This window comes from Teichococcus aestuarii, from assembly GCF_003116135.1.
Lineage (GTDB): Bacteria > Pseudomonadota > Alphaproteobacteria > Acetobacterales > Acetobacteraceae > Pseudoroseomonas > Pseudoroseomonas aestuarii.
Genome location: NZ_PDOA01000024.1, coordinates 17,462 through 37,291, shown reverse-complemented (window position 1 = coordinate 37,291; position 19,830 = coordinate 17,462). Strand labels below are relative to the sequence as shown.

Here is a 19,830-nt window from a genome sequence, read left to right as displayed (position 1 = left end):
GAGCCTCCCCGAGCAGGTACAAACCTTGGCATGGCGAGACGGCGGCGAATGGCCTCGGTGAGGCCGGACCAGTCCTTCAAGGGGCGGCAGTTCACCGCCGAGGTGATCCTCTGGGCGGTTCGCTGGTACCTGATGTTCCCGGTGAGCTATCGCGATCTCGAGCTGATGCTGGCTGACCGTGGTGTGGATGTCGCGCACACCACCCTCTTCCGCTGGACCCAGACCTACGCACCGGAGATCGAGAAGCGGATCCGGCCGAACCTGCGGCCGAGCAATGGGTCTTGGCGGGTGGATGAGACGTATGTGAAGGTGAAAGGCCGCTGGATGTACCTGTACCGGGCTGTCGACAGCCTCGGCCAGACTATCGATTTCCTGTGATCTTCCTTCGAATTGATGGACACCCCTGAGTAAGCTCTACGGAGCGAGGAAGGTGTCCGATGAACAAGACACGGCGCGAGTTCACGCCGGAGTTCAAGCGGGAGGCGGTCGCGCTGTTGCGCTCCAGCGGCCGCCCGCTGACGCAGGTGGCCGGCGAGTTGGGCATCCAGCCCTCCATGCTGCGCAGCTGGCGGCGACGGCAGAATGGTGAGGCGCCGCGGCCGCAGCCCGTCACGGCAGGCAGCGGCTCTGTTGCTTCGCCATCTGCCCCAGCATCTTCGCCAGCGGATCAGGCTGCCGAGATCGCGCGCCTGCGGCGCGAGCTGGAACGCGCACGCCTTGAGCGTGACATTTTAAAAAAAGCCATCGGCATCTTCTCGGAAACCCCGAGATGAGGTTCCGCTTCATCGCCGCCCATGCCGATACCTGGCCAATCAGGACCGCCTGTCGTGTGCTCGGCGTGTCCGTCTCAGGTTACTACGCCTGGCGGGCGCGCCCCGAGAGCGCCAGAACCGTGGCCAATCGGCAGATCCTGGCCGACATCCGGCGCCTGCACGCCAGCCATCACGGCCGCTACGGCAGCCCGCGCCTGCAGGCTGCCTTGCGCGCCGAGGGGCGCCTGGTCAGCCGCGGCCGGGTCGAGCGGCTGATGCGAGGGGCCGGGATCCGGGCGATCGCGGGCCGCCGCTGCCGGCCGACGACCACCAACAGCCGCCATGCCCTTCCGGTCGCTCCGAACCTGCTGAACCGACAGTTCTCGGTCACCCGTCCCAACAGGGTCTGGCTGGCCGACATCACCTATCTTCCCACCGGTGAGGGCTGGCTCTATCTCGCCGCCGTTCTCGACCTGGCGACGCGCAAGGTGGTCGGCTGGTCGATGCGCGACCACATGCGTGCGGAACTCGCCTGCGCCGCGCTTATCATGGCCATCCAGCGGCAGCGGCCGCCACCTGGCCTGCTGCAGCACTCGGATCGCGGCTCGCAGTATGCTGCCGAAGATTATCGCCAGCTCCTGAAGGCAGCTGGGATGCGGCAGTCCATGAGCCGCCGCGGCAATTGCCTCGACAATGCGCCGATGGAAAGCTTCTTCCACACCCTCAAGGTCGAACTCGCCCAGCAGCGTCGATGGGCCACACGGGACGAGGCCCGGCGCGACGTGTTCGCCTACATCGAAAGCTACTACAACCGGCAGCGTATCCACTCCGCCTTGGGCTACAGGACCCCCGAGCAGATGGAACGCGCCGCCGCCTGATCCCTGTCCATCAAATCAGGGGAAGATCACCTGCTCTCGGCCAGGCGGCACGCGGAGGCCGCGAAGCGTTTCTTCCGCAGGGCGCTGGCCCAGCCGCATACCGTGAACCCGCGTACGATCACAGTGGACAAGAACCCGGCCTATCCGCGTGCCGTGGCAGACATGAAGCGAGCCGGCGAGCTCTGGCGCTTTTCGCGGCTACGGCAGCGCAAGTACCTCAACAACATCGTCGAACAAGACCATCGACGCGTGAAGCGTCTGATCAGGCCTGGGCTCGGCTTCGGCAGTTTCCAAACCGCACGACGAACACTGGCGGGTTACGAGGCGATGGCGATGATCAGGAAGGGGCAACTTCGGGATATCGGCGGACAGGACATGCGGGCTCAGGCCACCTTCATCGCCGAGCTGTTCCAGGGTGCTGCCTGATCTACCTGCTCTCCAAGCCATCTGCGACGTGCCACAAAATTTGCAACACAACCACTGCCGCAGGCTGCACCGCCTGAGGCTGACCAACTGATCCACCACCCAACTATCCCGCTGGCAGCCAACCCAAACCCGACAGGCTGCTAGAATATCTGCGCCGCTAATGGCCGCTCTGACCCAACTGGTGGTCGAGGTCGTGAGAGCTTTGAAGGCCCAAAAAGGCCGCGGATTCTACGTGCCCGGCGGGTTGATCGACCTCGCCTGCGATTCGCATGGCGCCTGAGGAGGAAGCCGCGCAGGAACCCCGGAGGTAGGCCTACCCGGCCGACGGGATCAGCCTGAGGCCGCGCACCAGGGTCTTGGGCACGGGGGGACGCGAGGGCATGAGCTTGAGGCCGTGGTGGACCACCTCCACCTCGGCGTCCGGGTACACGGCAAGCACGTCGGGCAGCACGGCTTTCACACGCTGCGCTAGGTGCGAGACCCGCGTCGTGTCGGAGCCGACCTGCGCCGCGAGCGCCTGCCAGCGCAGCAAGAGCGGCCTTTCCAGGCGCTGCAGCCGATAGGCCAGCAGCGTGTAGAGGTCCAGGCCGAGCGAGTTGTCCTTGAGGTGGGCGATGGCGTCGCGCGCGAGCGGCACGGCGTGTTGGCGCAGGTGCTCGTGGAACTCGCTGGTCAGTTCCACCGTGGCCGACCATCCCGGCCCATCGCCGTCCTCCTGGCCCTGCCATAGCGACAGGCCCGATACGAGGCGCTGGTCGCGGATGATCATCTGCTCTCCGCCGCCGAGCGAGGAGGCGGGCGCGCTCCACTGAAGAGTGAACTCGCAGCGAGCGATGCGCAGCGACTGCTCGCGGATGGCCTGGATGGTGCCCCGCGGCCCGCCGGTCACGGGCAGGCCGAGCGAGCGGATCCAGGCCGACATGCTGGGACCGAGATTGACCGTGCGCCCGCGCACGCCCTCGGTCTGGAGAAAGATCATGATCAGCCGCGCCCGGGTGCCGTAGGGCACGCCAACACGCGCGGCGCGCCCGTCAGCGCCGCGCACCACGCCGGGGCTGACCATCAAGTGAAAGCGCCCGGAACTGCGCTCCCAGATCGCATCGTTGCTGTCGGGGCGGGCATGAGGCAGGCAGGTCTGGCAGAGGCCCGAATGGGTAAAGGCCAGCTCGTCGTCGGCCAGTGTCCGGTTGTGAAACCTCCTTGGCAGCTTCAGCAATGAGGCGTGCGCGGGCGATGTCCTCTGGGCCGGCTCGACCTTCAGGTGTCTCGGGTTTGGGTCGGGCGAGCTTTCGTCGCGTTCGGAGGCGTTCCTTGACGACTTGGTCGGGTGTCTTTCCGCCGAGGACGCGCTGACGGCGGGCATTGTAGGCGGCGTTGAAGCCTCGCAGCAGCTGCTCCAGTTGGGCATGGGACCAGATGGTGATGCCGAGCACCTCGCTGCCGACCCGCCCGTTGAACCTCTCTACCATGCCATTTGTCTGCGGCGAGTAGGGCCGGGTGTGGCGATACTCCGCGCCGAGCTCGGCGCACACCTTGGCAAAAGCGGGTGTGAAGCAACTGCCGTTGTCTGTCAGCACGTGGGTGAGGCGGAACGGAAAGGCCTTGGCTGCCTCGCGCAAGAAAGCGATGGCGCTGCGCTCCGTCTCGTCATCCTTGACAGCCAGGTGGACGGAGCGGGACCGGCGATCAATGGCGACATAGAGGTAGCGCTTGCGGCGCTCACCATTGGCGGTCTGCAGCTTGGGCAGATGCTTGATGTCGATGTGGACGAAGCCGAGATCATAATCCCGGAAGGTGCCCTTGCCCCGGATAGGCCGCTCGGAAGTGGAAGGGCGCCTGCGGCTCAGCCCCTCAGCTTTGAGGATGCGCCAGATGCTGTCGCGGTTCAGATGCGGCAAGAAGTGGGTCACCACGAAGGTGAGGTCATCGAGGGCGAAGTTGGTGGCCCGGCGCAGGCCGCAGACGATGGCGCGCTCCTCCTCGGTGGCCTTCCAGGGCAGCTTATGGGGCCGGGCCGAGTGGTCGAGGCAGTCTTGCGGTCCGCGCTGGCGCCACTTGCGGATGGTCTCGCTGCTCACCCCAAAGCGGCGAGCCAGGACACCCGAGGGCTCGGAAGAGCGGGCGATCTCAGCCCGGACGGCGGGGGTGGTACGGGCATTGGGGTGGATCTGGTGCATGGCTCACCTACCTCCCGGCACGGCGCCCTTCAGGCGCTCGAAACGATAGGCGTGGTCTACGATCGCCAGCCCCACCGGGTCCCAACAATGTTCCGCGACCAGACAGCTAGAGACAATTGTGGCGTGGTAGGAAGGCACACCATCCTGAAATATTTTGTCATACTTGAGCAATCTAGCGTTCTTAATTGAGCGCTAGCTCATCCTCATGGCCTGCGCGGGGGCGGATTTGGTCCGCTGGCCCGTCAGGTATCACATGGGGTGAGATGAATGGGTTTCCGCACCAGCCTAGCGACTGCAGCACTGATGGCTCTGGGCGTCGCCGCAATCAACGTGTCCCCCGCCGTGGCGGACTCCGCCTACCAAGCTTTCGGCACTCGCGGCCGCGCCCAAGATGTCAAGCGCACCATTGATGTCGTCATGCGGGACAACTCATACCAGCCGCAGCGGATTCAGGTTCGGGCTGGCGAGACTGTCCGCTTCCGGGTGCGCAACGCGGGCGAGCTCCTGCACGAGTTCAACATCGGCACCGCGGCCATGCACCAGCAGCACCAGCGCGAGATGCAGGCCATGTTCGACAGCGGCATGATGTCGGCGACCAGCAAGGACGCCATGGCTGGCATGGACCACTCCAAGATGCCTGGGATGAACCATGGCGCCATGAACCATGGCGCGATGCGCCACGACGACCCGAATGCGGTGCTGGTTGATCCCGGCAAGACCGAGGAGATGATCTTCAAGTTCACCAAGGCCGCCACCCTGGAGTTCGCCTGCAACATCCCGGGTCACTACGAGTCCGGCATGGTGGGCAAGGTGGATTTCGCACGCTGATCCTGGACAAGGCCTCGGTTGGCCGCCTGGAGTGAGAAGAGAGTGATGCACGACAGAACCTTGAGCAGGCGGCAGGCACTGGGCCTTGGCGTGGCTGCCCTGGCGTTCCCGGCCGCGTCCGGCGCCCTGGCGCAGCCCGCCGTCGGGCGGGCGATGCCGCGCGAGTTCAACCTGACCCTGTCCCACGTGACGGCCAACATCACCGGGCGCCGCCGCCCGGCCATGGCCATCAACGGGCAGATCCCGGGACCCGTCCTGCGCTTCCGCGAGGGCGAAGAGGTGGTGATCAACGTCACCAACCGGCTGCGCGAGCACACCTCGATCCACTGGCATGGCCTGATTCTGCCGAGCAGCCAGGACGGCGTGCCCGGCATCAGCGACGGATTCCAGGGTATCGACGCGGGCGGCACGCACCAGTACCGCTTCCCGCTCGTCCAGGCCGGCACCTACTGGTACCACAGCCACTCGGGCGTGCAGGAGCAGTCCGGCATCTACGGCTCCATCGTCATCGACCCCGCGACGCCGGAGCCTTTCGGCTATGACCGCGACTACATCGTCCAGTTGTCTGACTGGACGGACGAGACGCCGAGCCATGTCATCGCCAACCTCAAGCGCGACCCCGGCTACTACAACTACAACAAGCGCACCCTGGCCAGCCTGGTCGGCGAGCTCCGCCGGGCGCCGGACGCCGCCGCGCGCTCTGCCATCGTCTCCGACCGCATCATGTGGGGCGACATGCGGATGGACCCCACCGACATCGAGGACGTCGGCGGCTACACCTATCTGGTCAACGGCTATACCCCGGCCCAGAACTTCACCGGCGTGTTCCGGCCGGGCGAGACGGTGCGCCTGCGGTTCATCAACAGCGGCGCCATGACGCACTTTGACGTCCGGATCCCCGGGCTGCAGATGACGGTGGTTCAGGCGCACGGCAACAACGTGCGCCCCGTAACCGTGGACGAGTTCCGCATTGCCCCGGCCGAGACCTTCGACGTCCTGGTGCGCCCCCGCGACGGGCGCCAGTACCAGATGCTGGCAGAGTCCATGGGCCGCCAGGGCTTCGCGCAGTTCAGCCTGGCGACGCAGGAAGGCCTGCCTGCCCTGCCGCTGCCACCACACCGTCCGCGTCCCGTGCTGACCATGGCCGACATGGGCATGAACTACGGGCCCAGCGGCCTGGATCGCGGCACCCCGATGCCGGAGGTGGACGCCCCGGGCCACGTCGCACCTATGGACATGGGCGGCATGGGGGGGATGGACCACTCCTCCATGCAGATGCCCGCCGGAGGCTCCCAGGGCATGCAGGGCGGCTCCATGGGCGACATGAATCATGGAGGCATGGCTGGCATGGACCACTCCTCCATGCCCGGGATGAACCACGGTGCCATGGGCGGCATGGCGGGCATGGACCACGGCAACATGCCCGGCATGAACAATGGCGCGGCGGGCGCCGGTGCCATGGCCGGAATGGACCACGGCGCCATGGGCCATGGCGGCATGGCAATGCCGGACCCGCTGGTGAACGACGTCGGCGCGCCGCCGGGTGCCCGCGTGCTGTCCTACCGCGACCTGCGCGCCGCCAAGCCGCTTTACCCGGTGCGCGAGCCAACCCGCGTCATCGAGATCCGGCTGACCGGCAACATGGAGCGGTACTTCTGGTCCATCAACGGCAACAGCTTCAGCCAGGCGCAGCCCATCCAACTGCACCTCGGTGAGCGGGTTCGTTTCCGCTTCGTCAATGAGACGATGATGGCCCATCCTATGCACATTCACGGCATGTGGATGATCCCGCAGGTGGGCAACGGAGCCGAGAACCCGCTGCTACACACGGTGAATATCAAGCCGGGGTCAACCCTGGATATCGACATGGAGGTCGATGCACCGGGCGGCTGGGCCTTCCATTGCCACATGCTCTACCACATGGAAACCGGCATGATGCGCAAGATCTCCGTCGTCAACTCCCCTCGAACCGCCTCCGCAGGATGAAGCGCATGCCAGGGATGAACTTCCAGCGGATGGGATTGGCTGCAGGAACGGCCATCATGCTGTCTTTCGGGGCTAGCACCGCCCGCGCGCAGGCGATGCAGCACAGCACCGAGCCGCCCTTTAGCCATGAGGTCTACACCGGCGCGGTGCTGTTCGAGACCTTAGAGTACGGTTTTGGGCTCGACGGGCCCAATGTCGGCCGCTGGGATGGCCAAGCCTGGTACGGCGGCGACACGGATCGCGTGTGGTTGAGGACGGAAGGCGAGACCACCCGCAGCGGGCGCGTCGAGCAGGCGGAGATTCAGCTGCTCTACTCGCGTCTGCTCGGCTACTACTGGGACATCCAAGCTGGTGTCCGCTATGATATTCGGCCGCTTCCGAACCGCGCCTATGGCGTCATCGGGCTGCAAGGGTTAGCGCCCGGGCTGTTTGAGGTCGGCCTTCAGGGCTTCGTCAGCCAGGAGGGGGATCTGTCCGCACGGGCCGAAGTTTCCTATGATGTCTACATCACGCAGCGGCTTGTGCTCCAGCCGAACGTGGAGGCCAATTTCGCACTTCAAAAGGTTCCGGAACTGGGTGTCGGTAGCGGCATAAATGACGTGGAAGCCGGTTTCCGCCTCCGCTACGAGGTCACTCGCGAAGTGGCGCCCTATATTGGGATCAACTACGAACGCAAGATTGGAGATACTGCCCGCTATGCTCGCGAAGAAGGTGAGCAGGTGGGAGCGTGGAACTTCGTAACTGGCGTCCGGTTGTTCTTCTGACAAAGGCGTTTGGGATGATCCGCTTCCTCTTGACTGCGATGCTCGCTACTACCAGCCTTTCCGCTGTTGCGGCGGAACCCGCTGCGACCGTGCGAGAGTTGAACCGTGGCCCTGGGCAGGACGAGACCTTCGCCTATGACCCCGCCATTATCAGAATTCCTGTCGGCGGCTCCGTCCGCTTTGAGCCCACCGACAAGGGCCACAACGTCACCCCGATCCAATCGCTGTGGCCTGCGGGGGCCCCGCCGGTCACGGTGCCCTTCAACGCCGAAGGAACGGTGACCTTTGAACGGCCCGGCGTTTACCCCGTGCAGTGCACTCCTCACGCGGGATTGGGAATGGTGGCGCTGATCGTGGTGGGAGATGCCGACCTAGCTGCATTTGTGCCGCGCGTGTCATCGGCTTCCGGCCTCGCGCCTAAGGCCAAGGCCAAATTGAGTGCTTTGGCAGGTGCAGCCGGTTAGCCCTGCAAGCGAGCGGGAGGGGCGGGGCAGCCCGCTGCTTCCCGATGCGCACATCCTCGTTGTCGAAGACGATGGCGAAATGCGCATCCTTATCGCCAAGTTCCTCCGACAGAACGGCTACCGGGTCACCGGCGCCCGCAATGGCGCCGAGATGTGGGACACTCTGGCGCTATCCTCCGTGGATCTCGTGCTGCTCGACGTGATGCTGCCGGGGCAGTCCGGGCTCGACCTCTGCCGGGCACTACGCGCGAAGACAGAGGTTCCCATCATCATGGTGACCGCTCGGGGAGAGGAGGCGGACCGGGTCGCGGGACTCGAGCTGGGTGCCGATGACTACATCCCCAAGCCCTTCAGTCGGCCAGAACTGCTGGCTCGCATCCGGGCTGTGTTGCGGCGCGCCCAGGCCGGAACAGGGCGTACCGGCGTGACGATGGGAGACCGGATGACCTTCGCCAACTGGGTGCTCGACACCCGAAGGCGGGAACTCACAGCTCCCGACGGCTCGGCCGTCGACCTGTCCAGCGGCGAGTACGACCTGCTGCTGGCCTTTTGCGAGCACCCGCAGCGCGTACTGTCGCGCGACCAAGTGTTAGACCTCGCCCGCAACCGGATCTCGGACAGCGTCGACCGCTCGGTGGACGTCATGGTCAGCCGCCTCCGGCGCAAGCTGGAACCGCTCGCCGATAGCCCTTCCATTATCAAGACGATCCGTAGCGCTGGTTACATGTTCGTTCCGACCGTTACGCGCGGATGAGGCGGCTGCTGCCCAGCACCCTGGCCGGACGTATCATCCTGGTGCTACTGGTCGGCCTGATGGCCTTCCACGTCGGCAGCCTGTGGCTGCATCAGACGGGCAGCGACATCCTGCTGGGCAGCACGCAGCAGAACGTCACTGCTGAGCGGGTTGCCGCCGCTGCCCGCGCCATCGGCATGGTGCCGCAAGACGCCCGCGAGGCCGTGGCGCAGGCCTTGTCGTCGCCGGGCTTCCAGGTGCGCTGGCAACCCGGTGGCGCGGCGGGCGCCGTTGCAGCGCAAGATCTTGCCCATTCGGGCCACCTGGAGGCTGAAGGCACGGTCGATCTGCCGGATGGCAGCCACCTCTGGTACCACGCCGACCCTCTGCAAGCGCAGCCGGAGCATGCGACGCTGCTCTCCACCACCGCGATGGCCTTCGGCATCCTGGTGCTGGGCCTGCTGGTGGTGCGCCTCATCGCGCGGCCGCTGCGGGAGCTCTCTAACGCGGCCGATCGCATCGGCAGGCCGGGGCAGACGGTCACCGTGCCCGAGGAGGGGCCCCGGGAGGTCCGGCAGGCGGCGCAGGCCTTCAACCGCATGCAAGCGCGCATCGACCGCCTCATCGCCGACCGGACCCAGGCGCTGGCGGCCGTCAGCCACGATCTCCGGACCCCTCTGGCGCGGCTGCGGCTGCGCGCGGGCTTCCTGGATGACGCCGAAACGCAAAGGCAGATCGACGCCGACCTCGACGAGATGGACGCCATGATCGGCTCCACGCTGGCCTACCTACGGGGCGACGAGGAGCAGGAGGAGGTGCGGTCCGCCGACATCGCGGCGATGCTCCAGACCCTCTGCGGCAACGCTGAGGACATGGGCAAGTCGGTGATCTATGAGGGACCACCGCAGGCACGGCTGCCCTGCCGGGCCATCGCCCTGAAGCGCGCCTTCGCCAACATCATCGACAACGCGGTGAAGTACGGCACCTCGGCCCGGGTCACGCTGTCTGATCTGGGGCGGGAGCTCGTCGTCCATGTCGACGACGCCGGGCCAGGGGTGCCGGAGGAGCAGCTGGAGCGGGTCTTCCAGCCTTTCTACCGTCTGGAGCACTCGCGCAATCGCCGGACCGGCGGCTCTGGCCTCGGCTTGGCCATCGCCCGCCAAGCGGTCGGCCGCCATGGCGGATCGGTGACGCTTCAGAACCTCACGGGCGGCGGCCTTCGCGCCAGCATCCGCTTGCCCCGATCCGCCTAGGAGAATGACGATGCACCCCTGGAGCACGCGCCGGAACCTCACGATTGGCTTGCTCGGTCTGGCCGTGCTCCCCGCCGCCTGTGGCGGCCCGCCCAAGGTGGAAGCCTGGCGGGACCGCAACTGCGGCTGCTGCGGCGGCTGGGTCGCGCACCTGCGGGACGAGGGTTTCGAGGTGGACGACAAGGTGGTGGATGCCGTCGGCCCGCACCGGCAGGCACTCGGGACGCCTTCCGACCTGATCTCCTGCCACGCCGGAAAGGTCGGCCGCTACGCCCTGGAGGGCCATGTTCCCGTGGCCGCCATCCGGCGGTTGCTCAGGGAAAAGCCCGAGGGGGTCGCCGGGCTCGCCGTGCCCGAGATGCCTATTGGCGTGCCAGGCATGGAGATGCCGGGATCTCCGCCCTCGACCTATGACGTCGTCGCCTTTGGTCGGAACGGCGCCTGGCGGCCATGGATGCGCTTCCGCGGCTTGGAAGTCGTGTGAACGCGCCCTCCACCGTCCCCGCCTGCAACATGCCGCCTCAAGGCGTGTTGCCACTCCACGCCTTGCAGGGCGCGCCGGTTACGGCCTGTGACCGCAACCTCGTCGTGCAATGTCGTCACTCCGACCTGCCGCGGCAGGTCGGGGTGCCTGCCGAACCCCTATCACCTCAAGGAGGGCACATGGTCCACACCGCCAAGAAAGCGATTGGCAAGGCCACGCTGGCTGCAACATTGCTGCTCGGCGTCGCTGCCTGCGCGTCGCAGCCCGGAGGGCCCCCGGCGGCGACCCCAACCTCGTCGCAGATGTCCTTGCCGCCAACATCCACAACGCCACCCGGAACCTCCGCTGCCCAAGGCAGTATGGGCTCCATGCCAGGCCACAACATGTCAGGCATGCAGGGCCAAAGCGCGGGCGGCATGCAGGGTCACAACATGGGCGGCATGAACATGCAGCAGATGATGGCGCACTGCCAGCAGATGCGGGCGCAGGCCCGGCAGGGCACGCTGTCGCCGCAGATGCAACAGATGATGCAGCACTGCCAGATGATGAACCACTGACTGGACACGGCGGAGCACTTAAGCGTGCTCCGCCAACCTGCAGCGCGCAGATGGCGGTTGGAAGCCTCAATCGTGATCTCTGGCGCGTCATGCAAGAACTAGGAGTGGGCACAAGAGCGCGCTGTCATCAAATGAAAGAATGGCGCAAGATCGCAGACATAAACGCCCCTTATTCTCTTCAGGTGCCGGAAAGAACAGCAAGCCTGATTGAGGAGTTCGCTATGACGCCGCGCAGTAAGTCCGCAATCTTTGCGCTTTCTCTCATTGCTGCAGTTGGCGGTTCCGCGGCAGCGGCTTACGCCAATGGCCCCATCGAAGTCATTGCACAAGGTGAGAACTTCGCCGTGAAGTATCCACCTGGTCATGACGAGAACGTCGCTGGTGGGGGACGTGTCGACGTTGCTGGCCGTGGCGAGAACGTGCGGATCCGCTACCTGGATCCCGAGACCGCACATCCGGTCCCTGGCGTGCCAGTTCCCACAGGCGGCGAGGCGGGCGGTGTCGCCTATATCGCACCTGACCACCACTATGGCCAGCAGACGGCTGCTGTGATGAGTGACCCGCACGTGCGGCATCACATGTAACCTCGAGGCCATGTTGTGTCCTGGGCGGCATGAGCGCGGTCGGAGCACCCAGCTCCGGCCACGCTATGCCGCAGTGGGCGGGATGTCGCCCTTGAGGTTCAGGCTGCCACATGGTTGGGGTAACCGGCGTCTTGGATGGCTGCCGCGACGTCAGCCTGAGACACGAATGAAGTGACGCTCACGCGCCTGTTCTCGAGGTCGGCGCTGAACGCGGCTGAACCGTCCTTCGCCTTGACAGCGCGCTCCACTTTCTTGGCGCAGCCACCGCATTTCATGCCGGGAACTTCGAAGCGGTACATCGTAATCTCCGTTGCGGTCGATCACCTCGAAGGTGGGGCTTGCCCCCATGGGAAGGTCAAGGTGGCGGAGATATCTCTGTTGCATGTCTTGACCTTCCCACAATGGGAAACTCCATCCTCTGGGAGCAGCCAAGCACGACGAGCACAGCAGTCGCGGAGGAATGGCCGATGGACGAGCACCACCACCATCACGACCATCATAATGGACACGGCGCACACCGGGGGGGGCATGCGCCAGCCCATGGCGATCAGGCTGCCGTCCATGACCCTGTCTGCGGCATGACGGTCGACCCGGCTAAGACGCCACACCACCTCCAGCATCACGGCACCGCGTTCCACTTCTGCTCGGCAGGGTGCAAGTCGAAGTTCGAGGCGGCGCCGGACAAGTACCTGAAGCCGGAGACGGCGGCCGCGCCGACGACGGCGCAGAAGGCGGCCATCTACACCTGCCCGATGCACCCGGAGATCCGCCAGCAAGGGCCGGGCAACTGCCCGATCTGCGGCATGGCCCTGGAGCCGCTGGAGGTCACCGCCGAAGCCGCGCCGAGCGAGGAACTTGCCGACATGCGCCGGCGGTTCTGGGTCGGCCTCCTGCTGACCCTCCCCATCCTCGTCCTCGAGATGGGCGCGCACATCCCCGGCCTCGACCTCCATCACTTGGTGTCACCCAGGATCTCCGTGTGGCTCCAGTTCCTCCTCGGCACGCCGGTCGTGCTCTGGGCGGGCTGGCCGTTCTTCCTGCGCGGCTGGCAATCGGTGGTGAACCGCAGCCTGAACATGTTCAGCCTGATCGCGCTCGGCACCGGCGCCGCGTACCTCTACAGCTTGGTTGCCACCTTCGCGCCCGAGGTCTTCCCCGAGGGTTTCCGTGGCCCCGAGGGCACCGTGGCCGTCTACTTTGAGGCGGCCGCTGTCATCACGGTGCTCGTCCTGCTTGGCCAGGTGCTGGAACTGCGCGCCCGCGAGCAGACGGGCGGCGCTATCCGCGCCCTGCTGAACATGGCCCCCAAGACGGCGCGGCGCATCCGTGCGGACGGCTCGGACGAGGAAATCGCGCTGGCCGAGGTGCAGCTCGGTGACCGGCTGCGCGTGCGGCCGGGCGACAGCCTGCCGGTGGATGGCGAGGTGCTGGAGGGGAGCGGCGCCGTCGATGAGTCGATGGTCACCGGGGAATCCCTGCCCGTGGAGAAGGCGCCGGGGTCCAACGTCATCGGCGGCACCGTGAACGGCACCGGCGCGCTGGTGATGCGGGCCGATAAGGTCGGCTCCGACACCATGCTCTCGCGCATTGTCGCCATGGTCGCCGAGGCGCAGCGCAGCCGGGCACCCATCCAGCGCATGGCCGACACCGTGTCCGGCTACTTCGTTCCGGCCGTCATCGTCGTCGCGGTGCTGGCCTTCGTGGCCTGGGCGACCTGGGGCCCGTCCCCGGCGCTCTCCTATGGCCTGATCGCCGCCGTTTCGGTGCTCATCATCGCCTGCCCCTGCGCGCTCGGCCTAGCCACGCCGATGAGCATCATGGTCGGCGTCGGCAAGGGCGCGACGGCGGGTGTGCTCATCAAGAGCGCCGAGGCGCTCGAGCACATGGAGAAGGTGGACACGCTGGTCGTCGACAAGACAGGCACCCTGACCGAGGGCAAGCCCAAGGTGGTGGCCGTGGTCCCGGCGCCCGGTCTGACCGAAGCCGAGGTGCTGCCGCTGGCCGCCAGCCTGGAGCGGTCCAGCGAGCATCCGCTGGCGGCGGCCGTGGTGGCGGCCGCCAAGGAGCGCGGCGTGGCCTTCGGCGAGCCCGCCGACTTCGCCTCCGTCACCGGAAAGGGCGTGACCGGTACCGTCGGTGGGCGCCGGGTCGCGCTGGGCAATGCGCGGCTGATGCGGGAGCTTGGCGTGGAACTGGGCGAGCTCGCCGCCAAGGCCGAGGATCTCCGGCATGAGGGCGGCACGGCGCTGTTCCTGGCGGTGGACGGCAAGCCGGGCGGCGTCATCGCGGTCGCTGACCCCGTGAAGCAGACGACGCCCGCCGCGCTCGAGAGCCTGCGCGCCGAGGGCATTCACATCGTCATGCTGACGGGCGACAACCGCACAACGGCGGAGGCAGTGGCCCGCAGGCTCGGCATCGATGAGTTCCAGGGCGACGTGCTGCCCGAGGACAAGCACCGCATCGTTCGGGAGCTCCGCGCCCAGGGAAAGGTCGTTGCCATGGCGGGTGACGGCGTCAACGATGCCCCGGCGCTGGCGGAGGCTGACGTCGGCATCGCGATGGGTACTGGTACGGACGTCGCCATGCAGAGCGCGGGTGTGACGCTGGTCAAAGGCGACCTCGCCGGCATCGCGCGGGCGCGGCACCTGTCGCGCGCGGTGATGCGCAACATCCGGCAGAACCTGTTCTTTGCCTTCGTCTACAACGCGGCCGGGGTGCCGCTGGCGGCGGGCGTGCTCTACCCGCTGCTAGGCCTCCTGCTCAGCCCCATCGTCGCGGCCCTGGCCATGGCGCTGAGCTCGGTCTCGGTGATCGGGAACTCGCTGCGTTTGCGAGCAGTCCGTTTGTAGCACCGGCCCTACTTGGCGAAGGGCCGCAGCCGCAGTTCTGGAAGGAATCTGCCACTCGAATTCAGGTACCTTGAGCCAAATCAATGCTAGGTAGCCAGAGCAGCGGACATAATCCGGATCCGGAAAGGGAATCCAAGATGCATGACCATACAACAACGCCATGGTGGCGCACCAAGGTCGGCGTCGCCGTGATCGGCTTCTGCTTGGTCGCAGCGTTCTATGTCCTGCGGGAACATTACGCGCACGCCTTCGGAGCGCTGCCATATCTGCTCCTCCTGGCCTGCCCGCTGATGCACCTGTTCATGCACCATGGCCACGATGGGCATGAGGGGCATAGCGCGCGGGGTTGGCAGGCTGAGCCCAGAATGGGGCACGATAAGCCTCAGAAAAACGTCTGATGACCGCGCACCGGGTACTGGCTTGCCGTCGGCCTAGCCGCCCAGCAAGCCAAGTATCCGGGAGTGGGCTGGAGTTAAGCCAGCGGCGTTTCTGCCCAGGGTAGACCCGTGAGTTCTCAGACGAGCTCGCGCGCAATGGCCTGGATCGGCTTCATTCCATGGCCGAACTTGGCAATGCTTTCCCTGTTCGCTTTGAGTTCACCGTAAGGCAGATACCGCACTTTGAGGTCGGCAACGCGGGAGAAGGCGGGGCGGGATAGCTGATCCCGGACCTCACCCTCCCGGCCATCTGGTGCCACTAGGAACATGCCCTCGAGCGCATGCGCCTCCGGCCCGAGCGCGAGGTCGAGCATCCGCACGATTCCGGAGTAGATCGAGGTCGAATGCTCGACCTCGTAAGCCGCCACGATGTGCTTCGTCGGCTTATCCAACCACAGCACGTCGATGAGCCGGACAGCGTCAGGACCGGAGCCGGTGTCGAATCCCGGAAGCGAAACCAAGCAGCCATCGCCCAGCTTGCCACCATTGAGCGAGCGGTTGCGGTCGTTTGCCGCAATCCAGACGTCGAAGCCGAGCGACAGGCCAAGGTCGCGGAGCCAGCCTTGGATCTGGGTGTGAGTCTCATCCTCCTGGCGCGCCTCAGCCAGTGCCTTGGCCGCCTTAGCGCCCTCTTCGCGTACCCGAGCGAGGTCTGCCTCCCAGGCGGCGCGCGCCGCCACATCATCCTCCCGCGGAGGCGCCGGATACCGGCCGCTGCCGACGTCGAAGAGCAAGCCTCCGATCGCACCAAGGTCATTCGAGAGTAGGCCGCGGTGGGCAGCATTCAAGGCAAGAATGCCTCGCCGCATGGTTAGATACTCGTCCCAGCGACCTAGCTTTACCTTCGCAGCAGTCAGTGTGTTGTAGCCATTTACGATCGCCGTATTGAAGGGCGGCACAATGGTCGGGTGCAGAAAGTAAAGGAGGTTTGCTACAGCCGGGCCGAGCCCCTTGATATGCTTCGCGTCGATCTCGGCGATTGCCGCGATGACTTGCTGTTCGGTGGTGCAGCAGACGCAGGTGTCGAGCAGGCGCCCGAAGGCGCGCTGGTTCTCCGGATTTTCGTAGATGTCTGGGATACGCAGCTTGGGCTTCCACAAGAAAGCATGATCTGCGCCCCTGAAGATCTGCCGTTGCTCCGCGATGGAGTGAACTATCGTCTCCAGGGAAGATCCGCGGTAGGCAACGCCGAAGGTGCCTGCTTTGATTTCTGCGACAACCTGCTGAATGCCGCGGCGGATGGAACGGAAGTTCTTAACCCGCTCTTCCCACAGGAACCATGTTCGGTATGTAGCCCCTGAATCATCGCGCCAACGCCGCAGCAGAACAGCCAGTGGGTCAGCCAGGTCCATCCTTCCCGAGAAGGCCGGGAAGTCTGTTGCGAAGTCCATGTTTTGAAGTGCCCTGGGATGGGTGGTGCTTGTGAGTAACAATACGAGACGGAGCTATTCAACCACAAGCGGGAACTGTACGAACTCAGCACCGGCACTGCCCGACTGAGTCCTGATATGTCGATCGAAGTGACTCGTGGGCACCGTGCTTGTTTGTGAGCGGCATAGATGCTGTGCATTCGCATGCACACCGTGAATTGTGTCCCCCGCATCGAAACCAGCAGGCCGATTATTCCTTACAGTGAGGTCTGTAGGACGCTGGGACACACCGTTGATGCGCCTTATGGTGAGGACAATCCGGACTTTGCTGATAGTAGTGCTGACGCTTTACCTCGCCACAGCCACGGCGCCGCTTGCCGCGCACGGTGTGGGCGCAGCCTCGCAAACTGATATCGGCGCGGTGTCCATACACACGGGAAACCTACCCTCTCCATCCGTTCCATTCCTGGTGCACAACAGGATCACTGCATCCCGGATGGTAGGGCAGAAGTGTTGCCCAGGTTGCGACAGCCCTGGCCTCCGACCAGGATGTTGCGCAATCGGACATTGCGGCGGAACTGCCTTGTTTTCCCTTCCGCAGGTTCCGCATGTGTTGCTGGCAAGCGAGAATGGCTACGACGCCGCCCCGCAGCGTGAGGCCAATGGCGTAACGCTAGATCTTCCTTCTCCACCACCTCGATAAGACGTCCGAGCAGTCCTGATCCGCTCTCAGCTTCAGGACAGAAAGCCAGGATCGCCCGCCTTGCCCGTTAAGGTCATGCAGGACGTTGCCTCGGCCTTTGAGCGCCATCGGAACGGCCATGCCATCCGGTGTGCCCCATCACGACGATCTTTCAGAGGAAAAAACGATGCACCAGATGACCTCCGCCATGCAGGCTTGCATTGAGGAATGCCTGCGCTGTCACTCCACCTGCCTGGGCATGGCCATGAACCACTGCATCGAAGCAGGCGGCAAGCACGTGGAGCCGCAACACTTCAGGCTGATGATGGCTTGCGCCACCATCTGCCAGACGGCCGCTGACATGATGCTGATCGGCACGCACCACCATAAGCACACCTGTGCCGAGTGCGCCGCAATCTGCGAAGAGTGCGCCGCAAGCTGCGAGGCCGTCGGCGGCATGGAGGATTGCGTCGCACAGTGCCGCAAGTGCGCCGCGTCCTGCCGCGAGATGAGCGCTTGAAGCCGCGAAGGCCGAACCCATGGTCCAGCCTGCCAACCCCATCCACCGGAAGCGGATGCTTCCTGAGCAAACTGTGACAACCTGACGGAGCTTCGGCATGAGCCAAAACCAGCATCTCAGCTGCTTCCTAACGAACCTTACGGATCGGGTAGCTGATACCCTCCACGGCGCCCTGGGAGGCCTGCATTTCGACTTCGAGGCCAGTGGTCACGTCCACAACATCACCTTCGGCGGTGAGAACAAGGACACCTTGGGCGGCAGCGAAGGCGCGGAGTTCACCTGGGGCCTTGAGGGTGACGACCGGATCGGCGGAGGCGGCATGGAGGACATCCTCCACGGCGGTCCTGGCGCCGACCTCGTCTCCGGCAACATGGGCGATGATGAGGTCGAGGGCGGCGATGGCAACGATACCCTCTACGGTGGACCGGGCGCCGACACCCTGCGCGGGGGCGCCGGAGATGACTACCTCGACGAGGGTGAAGGGCACAGCACCGTCGACGGCGGTATGGGTGACGACACCCTGGTTGGCGGAGGCGGCCCAGATGCCTTCATGATTGGCCGGATGAGCGGCCATGACGTCATCAAGGACTTCACGGCCGGTCCCGGCATGTTCGACCACTTGGCGGTCATGGATGGCCTTCAATGGACGGACCTCAGCGTCGCGGATACGGCTGAAGGGGTTAAGGTCAGTTGGGAGCGCGGCTCCGTCCTGCTGGAGGGCGTGGCCAAGTCGGATCTGGCGCAGGACGACTTTATGTTCGCCGACGCACCCGACCTGCCGCCCGGTCTGAGGGACCCAGCAGGCCCCAATGATGAGGCGCGCACCGCCAGCGAGGCAGGCCCCGAGATCTCCGGTGAAGTGCAGGCCGGAACGGTCTTTGACCAGCTCGTAGACCATGTTTTCAACGACCGTACCCTGCGGTTCGACATCGACGAAGATGCAGTGGTCCGCGGCACTGCGGGTGCGGATACCCTGAGCGGGTCGGAGAAGAACGATACCGTCTTCGGTCTGGCGGGAGATGACAACATCTCGGGCATGGCCGGGGACGACCATCTTCAGGGCGATGACGGCCGCGACACCATGGCAGGCGGCGACGGTATGGACCGCCTGATGGGCGAGGCTGGCGATGACCGGCTCTCGGGCGGGGCAGAATCCGATGAGCTCATGGGTGGTGACGGGGATGACTACCTCGATGAGGGCGCCGCACATGGCATGTTGAACGGTGGCATGGGCGATGACACCCTGGTGGGCGGCACTGGTGCTGACGCCTTTATGGTGTCAATGAACAGCGGTCACGACGTTGTCCAGGACTTTGAAGCCACAGGCGATGCCCAGGGCGCCTTCGACCACATCGCCTTCATGGACATACAGGCTGAGGATGTCGAGGTGCGGGACACCGCTGAAGGTGCCCTGATCGGCTGGGGTATGGGCGAGGATGGTGGCTTCGAGGGATCCATCCTGCTCGAGGGTGTCGCCAAGGGTGACCTGCGGCAAACCGACTTCATGTTCGGCGATCGGCCCCAGTACGTAGAGGGTATCGGCGACTTCGGCTCCTGGTACATCTTCCCGGAGAGCAGCGGCGCGATCGCCTGACCGAATGGAGGGAGCGTCCGACCGGGCGGCTCCCTCACTGCGGCCGATGCTCTCAGGCGTCGGCCGCCACCAACCCGAGGCTCATCGTTGAGGCTGAAGCACTTGTCCGACGTCAGGGCCCATGGGACAGGTTTGGGTGGTTGAGGAACGGAGGATTTCTGGCTCATCGTAGCCGCCAAGGAACGAAGATGAGCCAGAAATCCTCCGCCCCTATCACCAGGACCCATGCCGCTGGAGCCAAGCCGCCTGCCGAGCGGGTGGTCCGCGACATCCGCCGTGCGACCCGCAAGCAGCATTCATCCGAGGAGAAGATCCGGATCGTGCTGGAGGGCCTGCGCGGCGAGGACAGCATCGCTGCCCTGTGCCGCCGCGAAGGCATTGCCGAAAGCCTGTACTACTCCTGGTCCAAGGAGTTCCTCGAAGCTGGCAAGCGGCGCCTGACAGGCGACACGGCACGCGCTGCGACGACTGGATGCCTCTAAAAACCTCGCG

Annotated in this window: 18 protein-coding genes and 3 pseudogenes; 17 read left to right on the top strand and 4 right to left on the bottom strand. The window is 65.3% G+C overall.

Annotation, left to right across the window (positions count from 1 at the left end):
* Positions 1-48: 48 nt before the first annotated feature.
* The 3 genes and pseudogenes from CR165_RS21380 to CR165_RS21370 form a co-directional block, all read left to right on the top strand.
* Positions 49-372: pseudogene (locus CR165_RS21380) on the top strand (IS6 family transposase); the annotation flags it as partial.
* A gap of 65 nt (positions 373-437) precedes the next feature.
* Positions 438-1,630, top strand: a protein-coding gene (locus tag CR165_RS21375; RefSeq protein ID WP_408887545.1) for an IS3 family transposase whose coding sequence is annotated in 2 segments (ribosomal slippage) — positions 438-732 and positions 732-1,630 — 1,194 coding nt in all. Because the reading frame shifts where the segments join, the coding sequence is not laid out codon by codon here.
* Between the two features lie 3 nt (positions 1,631-1,633).
* Positions 1,634-2,056, top strand: coding sequence for a DDE-type integrase/transposase/recombinase (locus CR165_RS21370; protein ID WP_219929817.1), 423 nt, complete (start codon positions 1,634-1,636; stop codon positions 2,054-2,056).
* A gap of 313 nt (positions 2,057-2,369) precedes the next feature.
* Here CR165_RS21370 and CR165_RS21365 read toward each other — a convergent pair whose 3' ends face one another.
* Both CR165_RS21365 and CR165_RS21360 read right to left on the bottom strand, forming a co-directional pair.
* Positions 2,370-3,119 (bottom strand): replication protein RepA, encoded by a 750-nt coding sequence (locus CR165_RS21365; protein WP_109518953.1) that lies wholly within the window; start codon positions 3,117-3,119, stop codon positions 2,370-2,372.
* 118 nt (positions 3,120-3,237) lie between these two features.
* Positions 3,238-4,233, bottom strand: a pseudogene (locus CR165_RS21360) (DDE-type integrase/transposase/recombinase); the annotation flags it as partial.
* A gap of 267 nt (positions 4,234-4,500) precedes the next feature.
* Here CR165_RS21360 and CR165_RS21355 point away from each other — a divergent pair.
* The 9 genes from CR165_RS21355 (at position 4,501) to CR165_RS24650 (ending at position 11,886) form a co-directional block, all read left to right on the top strand.
* Entirely contained in the window at positions 4,501-5,061 is a 561-nt protein-coding gene (locus tag CR165_RS21355; RefSeq protein WP_109518952.1) for a cupredoxin domain-containing protein, read from the top strand.
* Positions 5,062-5,106: 45 nt separating this feature from the next.
* On the top strand, positions 5,107-7,047 hold the full coding sequence (locus CR165_RS21350) for a copper resistance system multicopper oxidase (protein ID WP_109518951.1): 1,941 nt from the start codon (positions 5,107-5,109) through the stop codon (positions 7,045-7,047).
* Positions 7,048-7,052: 5 nt separating this feature from the next.
* On the top strand, positions 7,053-7,811 hold the full coding sequence (locus CR165_RS21345; protein WP_245906661.1) for a copper resistance protein B: 759 nt from the start codon (positions 7,053-7,055) through the stop codon (positions 7,809-7,811).
* Positions 7,775-8,275, top strand: coding sequence for a plastocyanin/azurin family copper-binding protein (locus CR165_RS21340; protein WP_146201981.1), 501 nt, complete (start codon positions 7,775-7,777; stop codon positions 8,273-8,275). The genes CR165_RS21345 and CR165_RS21340 overlap by 37 nt, the downstream gene beginning before the upstream one ends.
* Positions 8,262-9,029 carry a response regulator gene (locus CR165_RS21335; protein ID WP_109518949.1) on the top strand — a complete coding sequence of 256 codons (768 nt, stop codon included), beginning with the start codon at positions 8,262-8,264 and terminating at the stop codon, positions 9,027-9,029. The genes CR165_RS21340 and CR165_RS21335 overlap by 14 nt, the downstream gene beginning before the upstream one ends.
* Positions 9,026-10,261, top strand: coding sequence for an ATP-binding protein (locus tag CR165_RS21330; RefSeq protein ID WP_109518948.1), 1,236 nt, complete (start codon positions 9,026-9,028; stop codon positions 10,259-10,261). The genes CR165_RS21335 and CR165_RS21330 overlap by 4 nt, the downstream gene beginning before the upstream one ends.
* A gap of 10 nt (positions 10,262-10,271) precedes the next feature.
* Complete coding sequence (locus CR165_RS21325; RefSeq protein WP_245906659.1) at positions 10,272-10,745, top strand: DUF411 domain-containing protein; 474 nt, start codon at positions 10,272-10,274, stop codon at positions 10,743-10,745.
* A 179-nt stretch (positions 10,746-10,924) separates the two neighbouring features.
* Positions 10,925-11,302 (top strand): hypothetical protein, encoded by a 378-nt coding sequence (locus tag CR165_RS21320; RefSeq protein WP_109518946.1) that lies wholly within the window; start codon positions 10,925-10,927, stop codon positions 11,300-11,302.
* Positions 11,303-11,352: 50 nt separating this feature from the next.
* The gene (locus CR165_RS24650; protein ID WP_146201980.1) at positions 11,353-11,886 is read left to right on the top strand and encodes a hypothetical protein; all 534 of its coding nucleotides are present in this window, start codon (positions 11,353-11,355) and stop codon (positions 11,884-11,886) included.
* Positions 11,887-11,984: 98 nt separating this feature from the next.
* Here CR165_RS24650 and CR165_RS21315 read toward each other — a convergent pair whose 3' ends face one another.
* Positions 11,985-12,185 (bottom strand): heavy-metal-associated domain-containing protein, encoded by a 201-nt coding sequence (locus CR165_RS21315; RefSeq protein ID WP_109518945.1) that lies wholly within the window; start codon positions 12,183-12,185, stop codon positions 11,985-11,987.
* Between the two features lie 168 nt (positions 12,186-12,353).
* On the opposite strand from CR165_RS21315, the gene CR165_RS21310 reads away from it, so the two are divergent.
* On the top strand, positions 12,354-14,735 hold the full coding sequence (locus tag CR165_RS21310; RefSeq protein ID WP_109518944.1) for a heavy metal translocating P-type ATPase: 2,382 nt from the start codon (positions 12,354-12,356) through the stop codon (positions 14,733-14,735).
* A gap of 137 nt (positions 14,736-14,872) precedes the next feature.
* Positions 14,873-15,133, top strand: a complete 261-nt coding sequence (locus tag CR165_RS21305; protein ID WP_109518943.1) for a DUF2933 domain-containing protein — start codon at positions 14,873-14,875, stop codon at positions 15,131-15,133.
* Positions 15,134-15,249: 116 nt separating this feature from the next.
* Here CR165_RS21305 and CR165_RS21300 read toward each other — a convergent pair whose 3' ends face one another.
* Positions 15,250-16,524: a type II restriction endonuclease gene (locus CR165_RS21300; RefSeq protein WP_109518967.1), complete on the bottom strand. Its 1,275-nt coding sequence runs from the start codon at positions 16,522-16,524 to the stop codon at positions 15,250-15,252.
* Between the two features lie 887 nt (positions 16,525-17,411).
* Here CR165_RS21300 and CR165_RS21295 point away from each other — a divergent pair.
* The 3 genes and pseudogenes from CR165_RS21295 to CR165_RS21285 form a co-directional block, all read left to right on the top strand.
* Positions 17,412-17,744 (top strand): four-helix bundle copper-binding protein, encoded by a 333-nt coding sequence (locus CR165_RS21295; RefSeq protein WP_109518942.1) that lies wholly within the window; start codon positions 17,412-17,414, stop codon positions 17,742-17,744.
* Between the two features lie 97 nt (positions 17,745-17,841).
* A complete protein-coding gene (locus CR165_RS21290; protein ID WP_245906654.1) occupies positions 17,842-19,338 on the top strand; it encodes a calcium-binding protein in 1,497 nt (498 codons plus the stop codon).
* A 188-nt stretch (positions 19,339-19,526) separates the two neighbouring features.
* A pseudogene (locus tag CR165_RS21285) lies at positions 19,527-19,808 on the top strand (transposase); the annotation flags it as partial.
* Positions 19,809-19,830: the final 22 nt, after the last annotated feature.

Excerpts from the sequence above, each read along its gene's own strand:
- CR165_RS21365 (WP_109518953.1), bottom strand. The coding sequence starts at position 3,119 with ATGGTCAGCCCCGGCGTGGTGCGCGGCGCTGACGGGCGCGCCGCGCGT.
- CR165_RS21355 (WP_109518952.1), top strand. The coding sequence starts at position 4,501 with ATGGGTTTCCGCACCAGCCTAGCGACTGCAGCACTGATGGCTCTGGGC.
- CR165_RS21350 (WP_109518951.1), top strand. The coding sequence starts at position 5,107 with ATGCACGACAGAACCTTGAGCAGGCGGCAGGCACTGGGCCTTGGCGTG.
- CR165_RS21345 (WP_245906661.1), top strand. The coding sequence starts at position 7,053 with ATGCCAGGGATGAACTTCCAGCGGATGGGATTGGCTGCAGGAACGGCC.
- CR165_RS21330 (WP_109518948.1), top strand. The coding sequence starts at position 9,026 with ATGAGGCGGCTGCTGCCCAGCACCCTGGCCGGACGTATCATCCTGGTG.
- CR165_RS21325 (WP_245906659.1), top strand. The coding sequence starts at position 10,272 with ATGCACCCCTGGAGCACGCGCCGGAACCTCACGATTGGCTTGCTCGGT.
- CR165_RS21320 (WP_109518946.1), top strand. The coding sequence starts at position 10,925 with ATGGTCCACACCGCCAAGAAAGCGATTGGCAAGGCCACGCTGGCTGCA.
- CR165_RS24650 (WP_146201980.1), top strand. The coding sequence starts at position 11,353 with ATGGCGGTTGGAAGCCTCAATCGTGATCTCTGGCGCGTCATGCAAGAA.
- CR165_RS21315 (WP_109518945.1), bottom strand. The coding sequence starts at position 12,185 with ATGTACCGCTTCGAAGTTCCCGGCATGAAATGCGGTGGCTGCGCCAAG.
- CR165_RS21310 (WP_109518944.1), top strand. The coding sequence starts at position 12,354 with ATGGACGAGCACCACCACCATCACGACCATCATAATGGACACGGCGCA.
- CR165_RS21305 (WP_109518943.1), top strand. The coding sequence starts at position 14,873 with ATGCATGACCATACAACAACGCCATGGTGGCGCACCAAGGTCGGCGTC.
- CR165_RS21300 (WP_109518967.1), bottom strand. The coding sequence starts at position 16,524 with ATGGACCTGGCTGACCCACTGGCTGTTCTGCTGCGGCGTTGGCGCGAT.
- CR165_RS21295 (WP_109518942.1), top strand. The coding sequence starts at position 17,412 with ATGCACCAGATGACCTCCGCCATGCAGGCTTGCATTGAGGAATGCCTG.
- CR165_RS21290 (WP_245906654.1), top strand. The coding sequence starts at position 17,842 with ATGAGCCAAAACCAGCATCTCAGCTGCTTCCTAACGAACCTTACGGAT.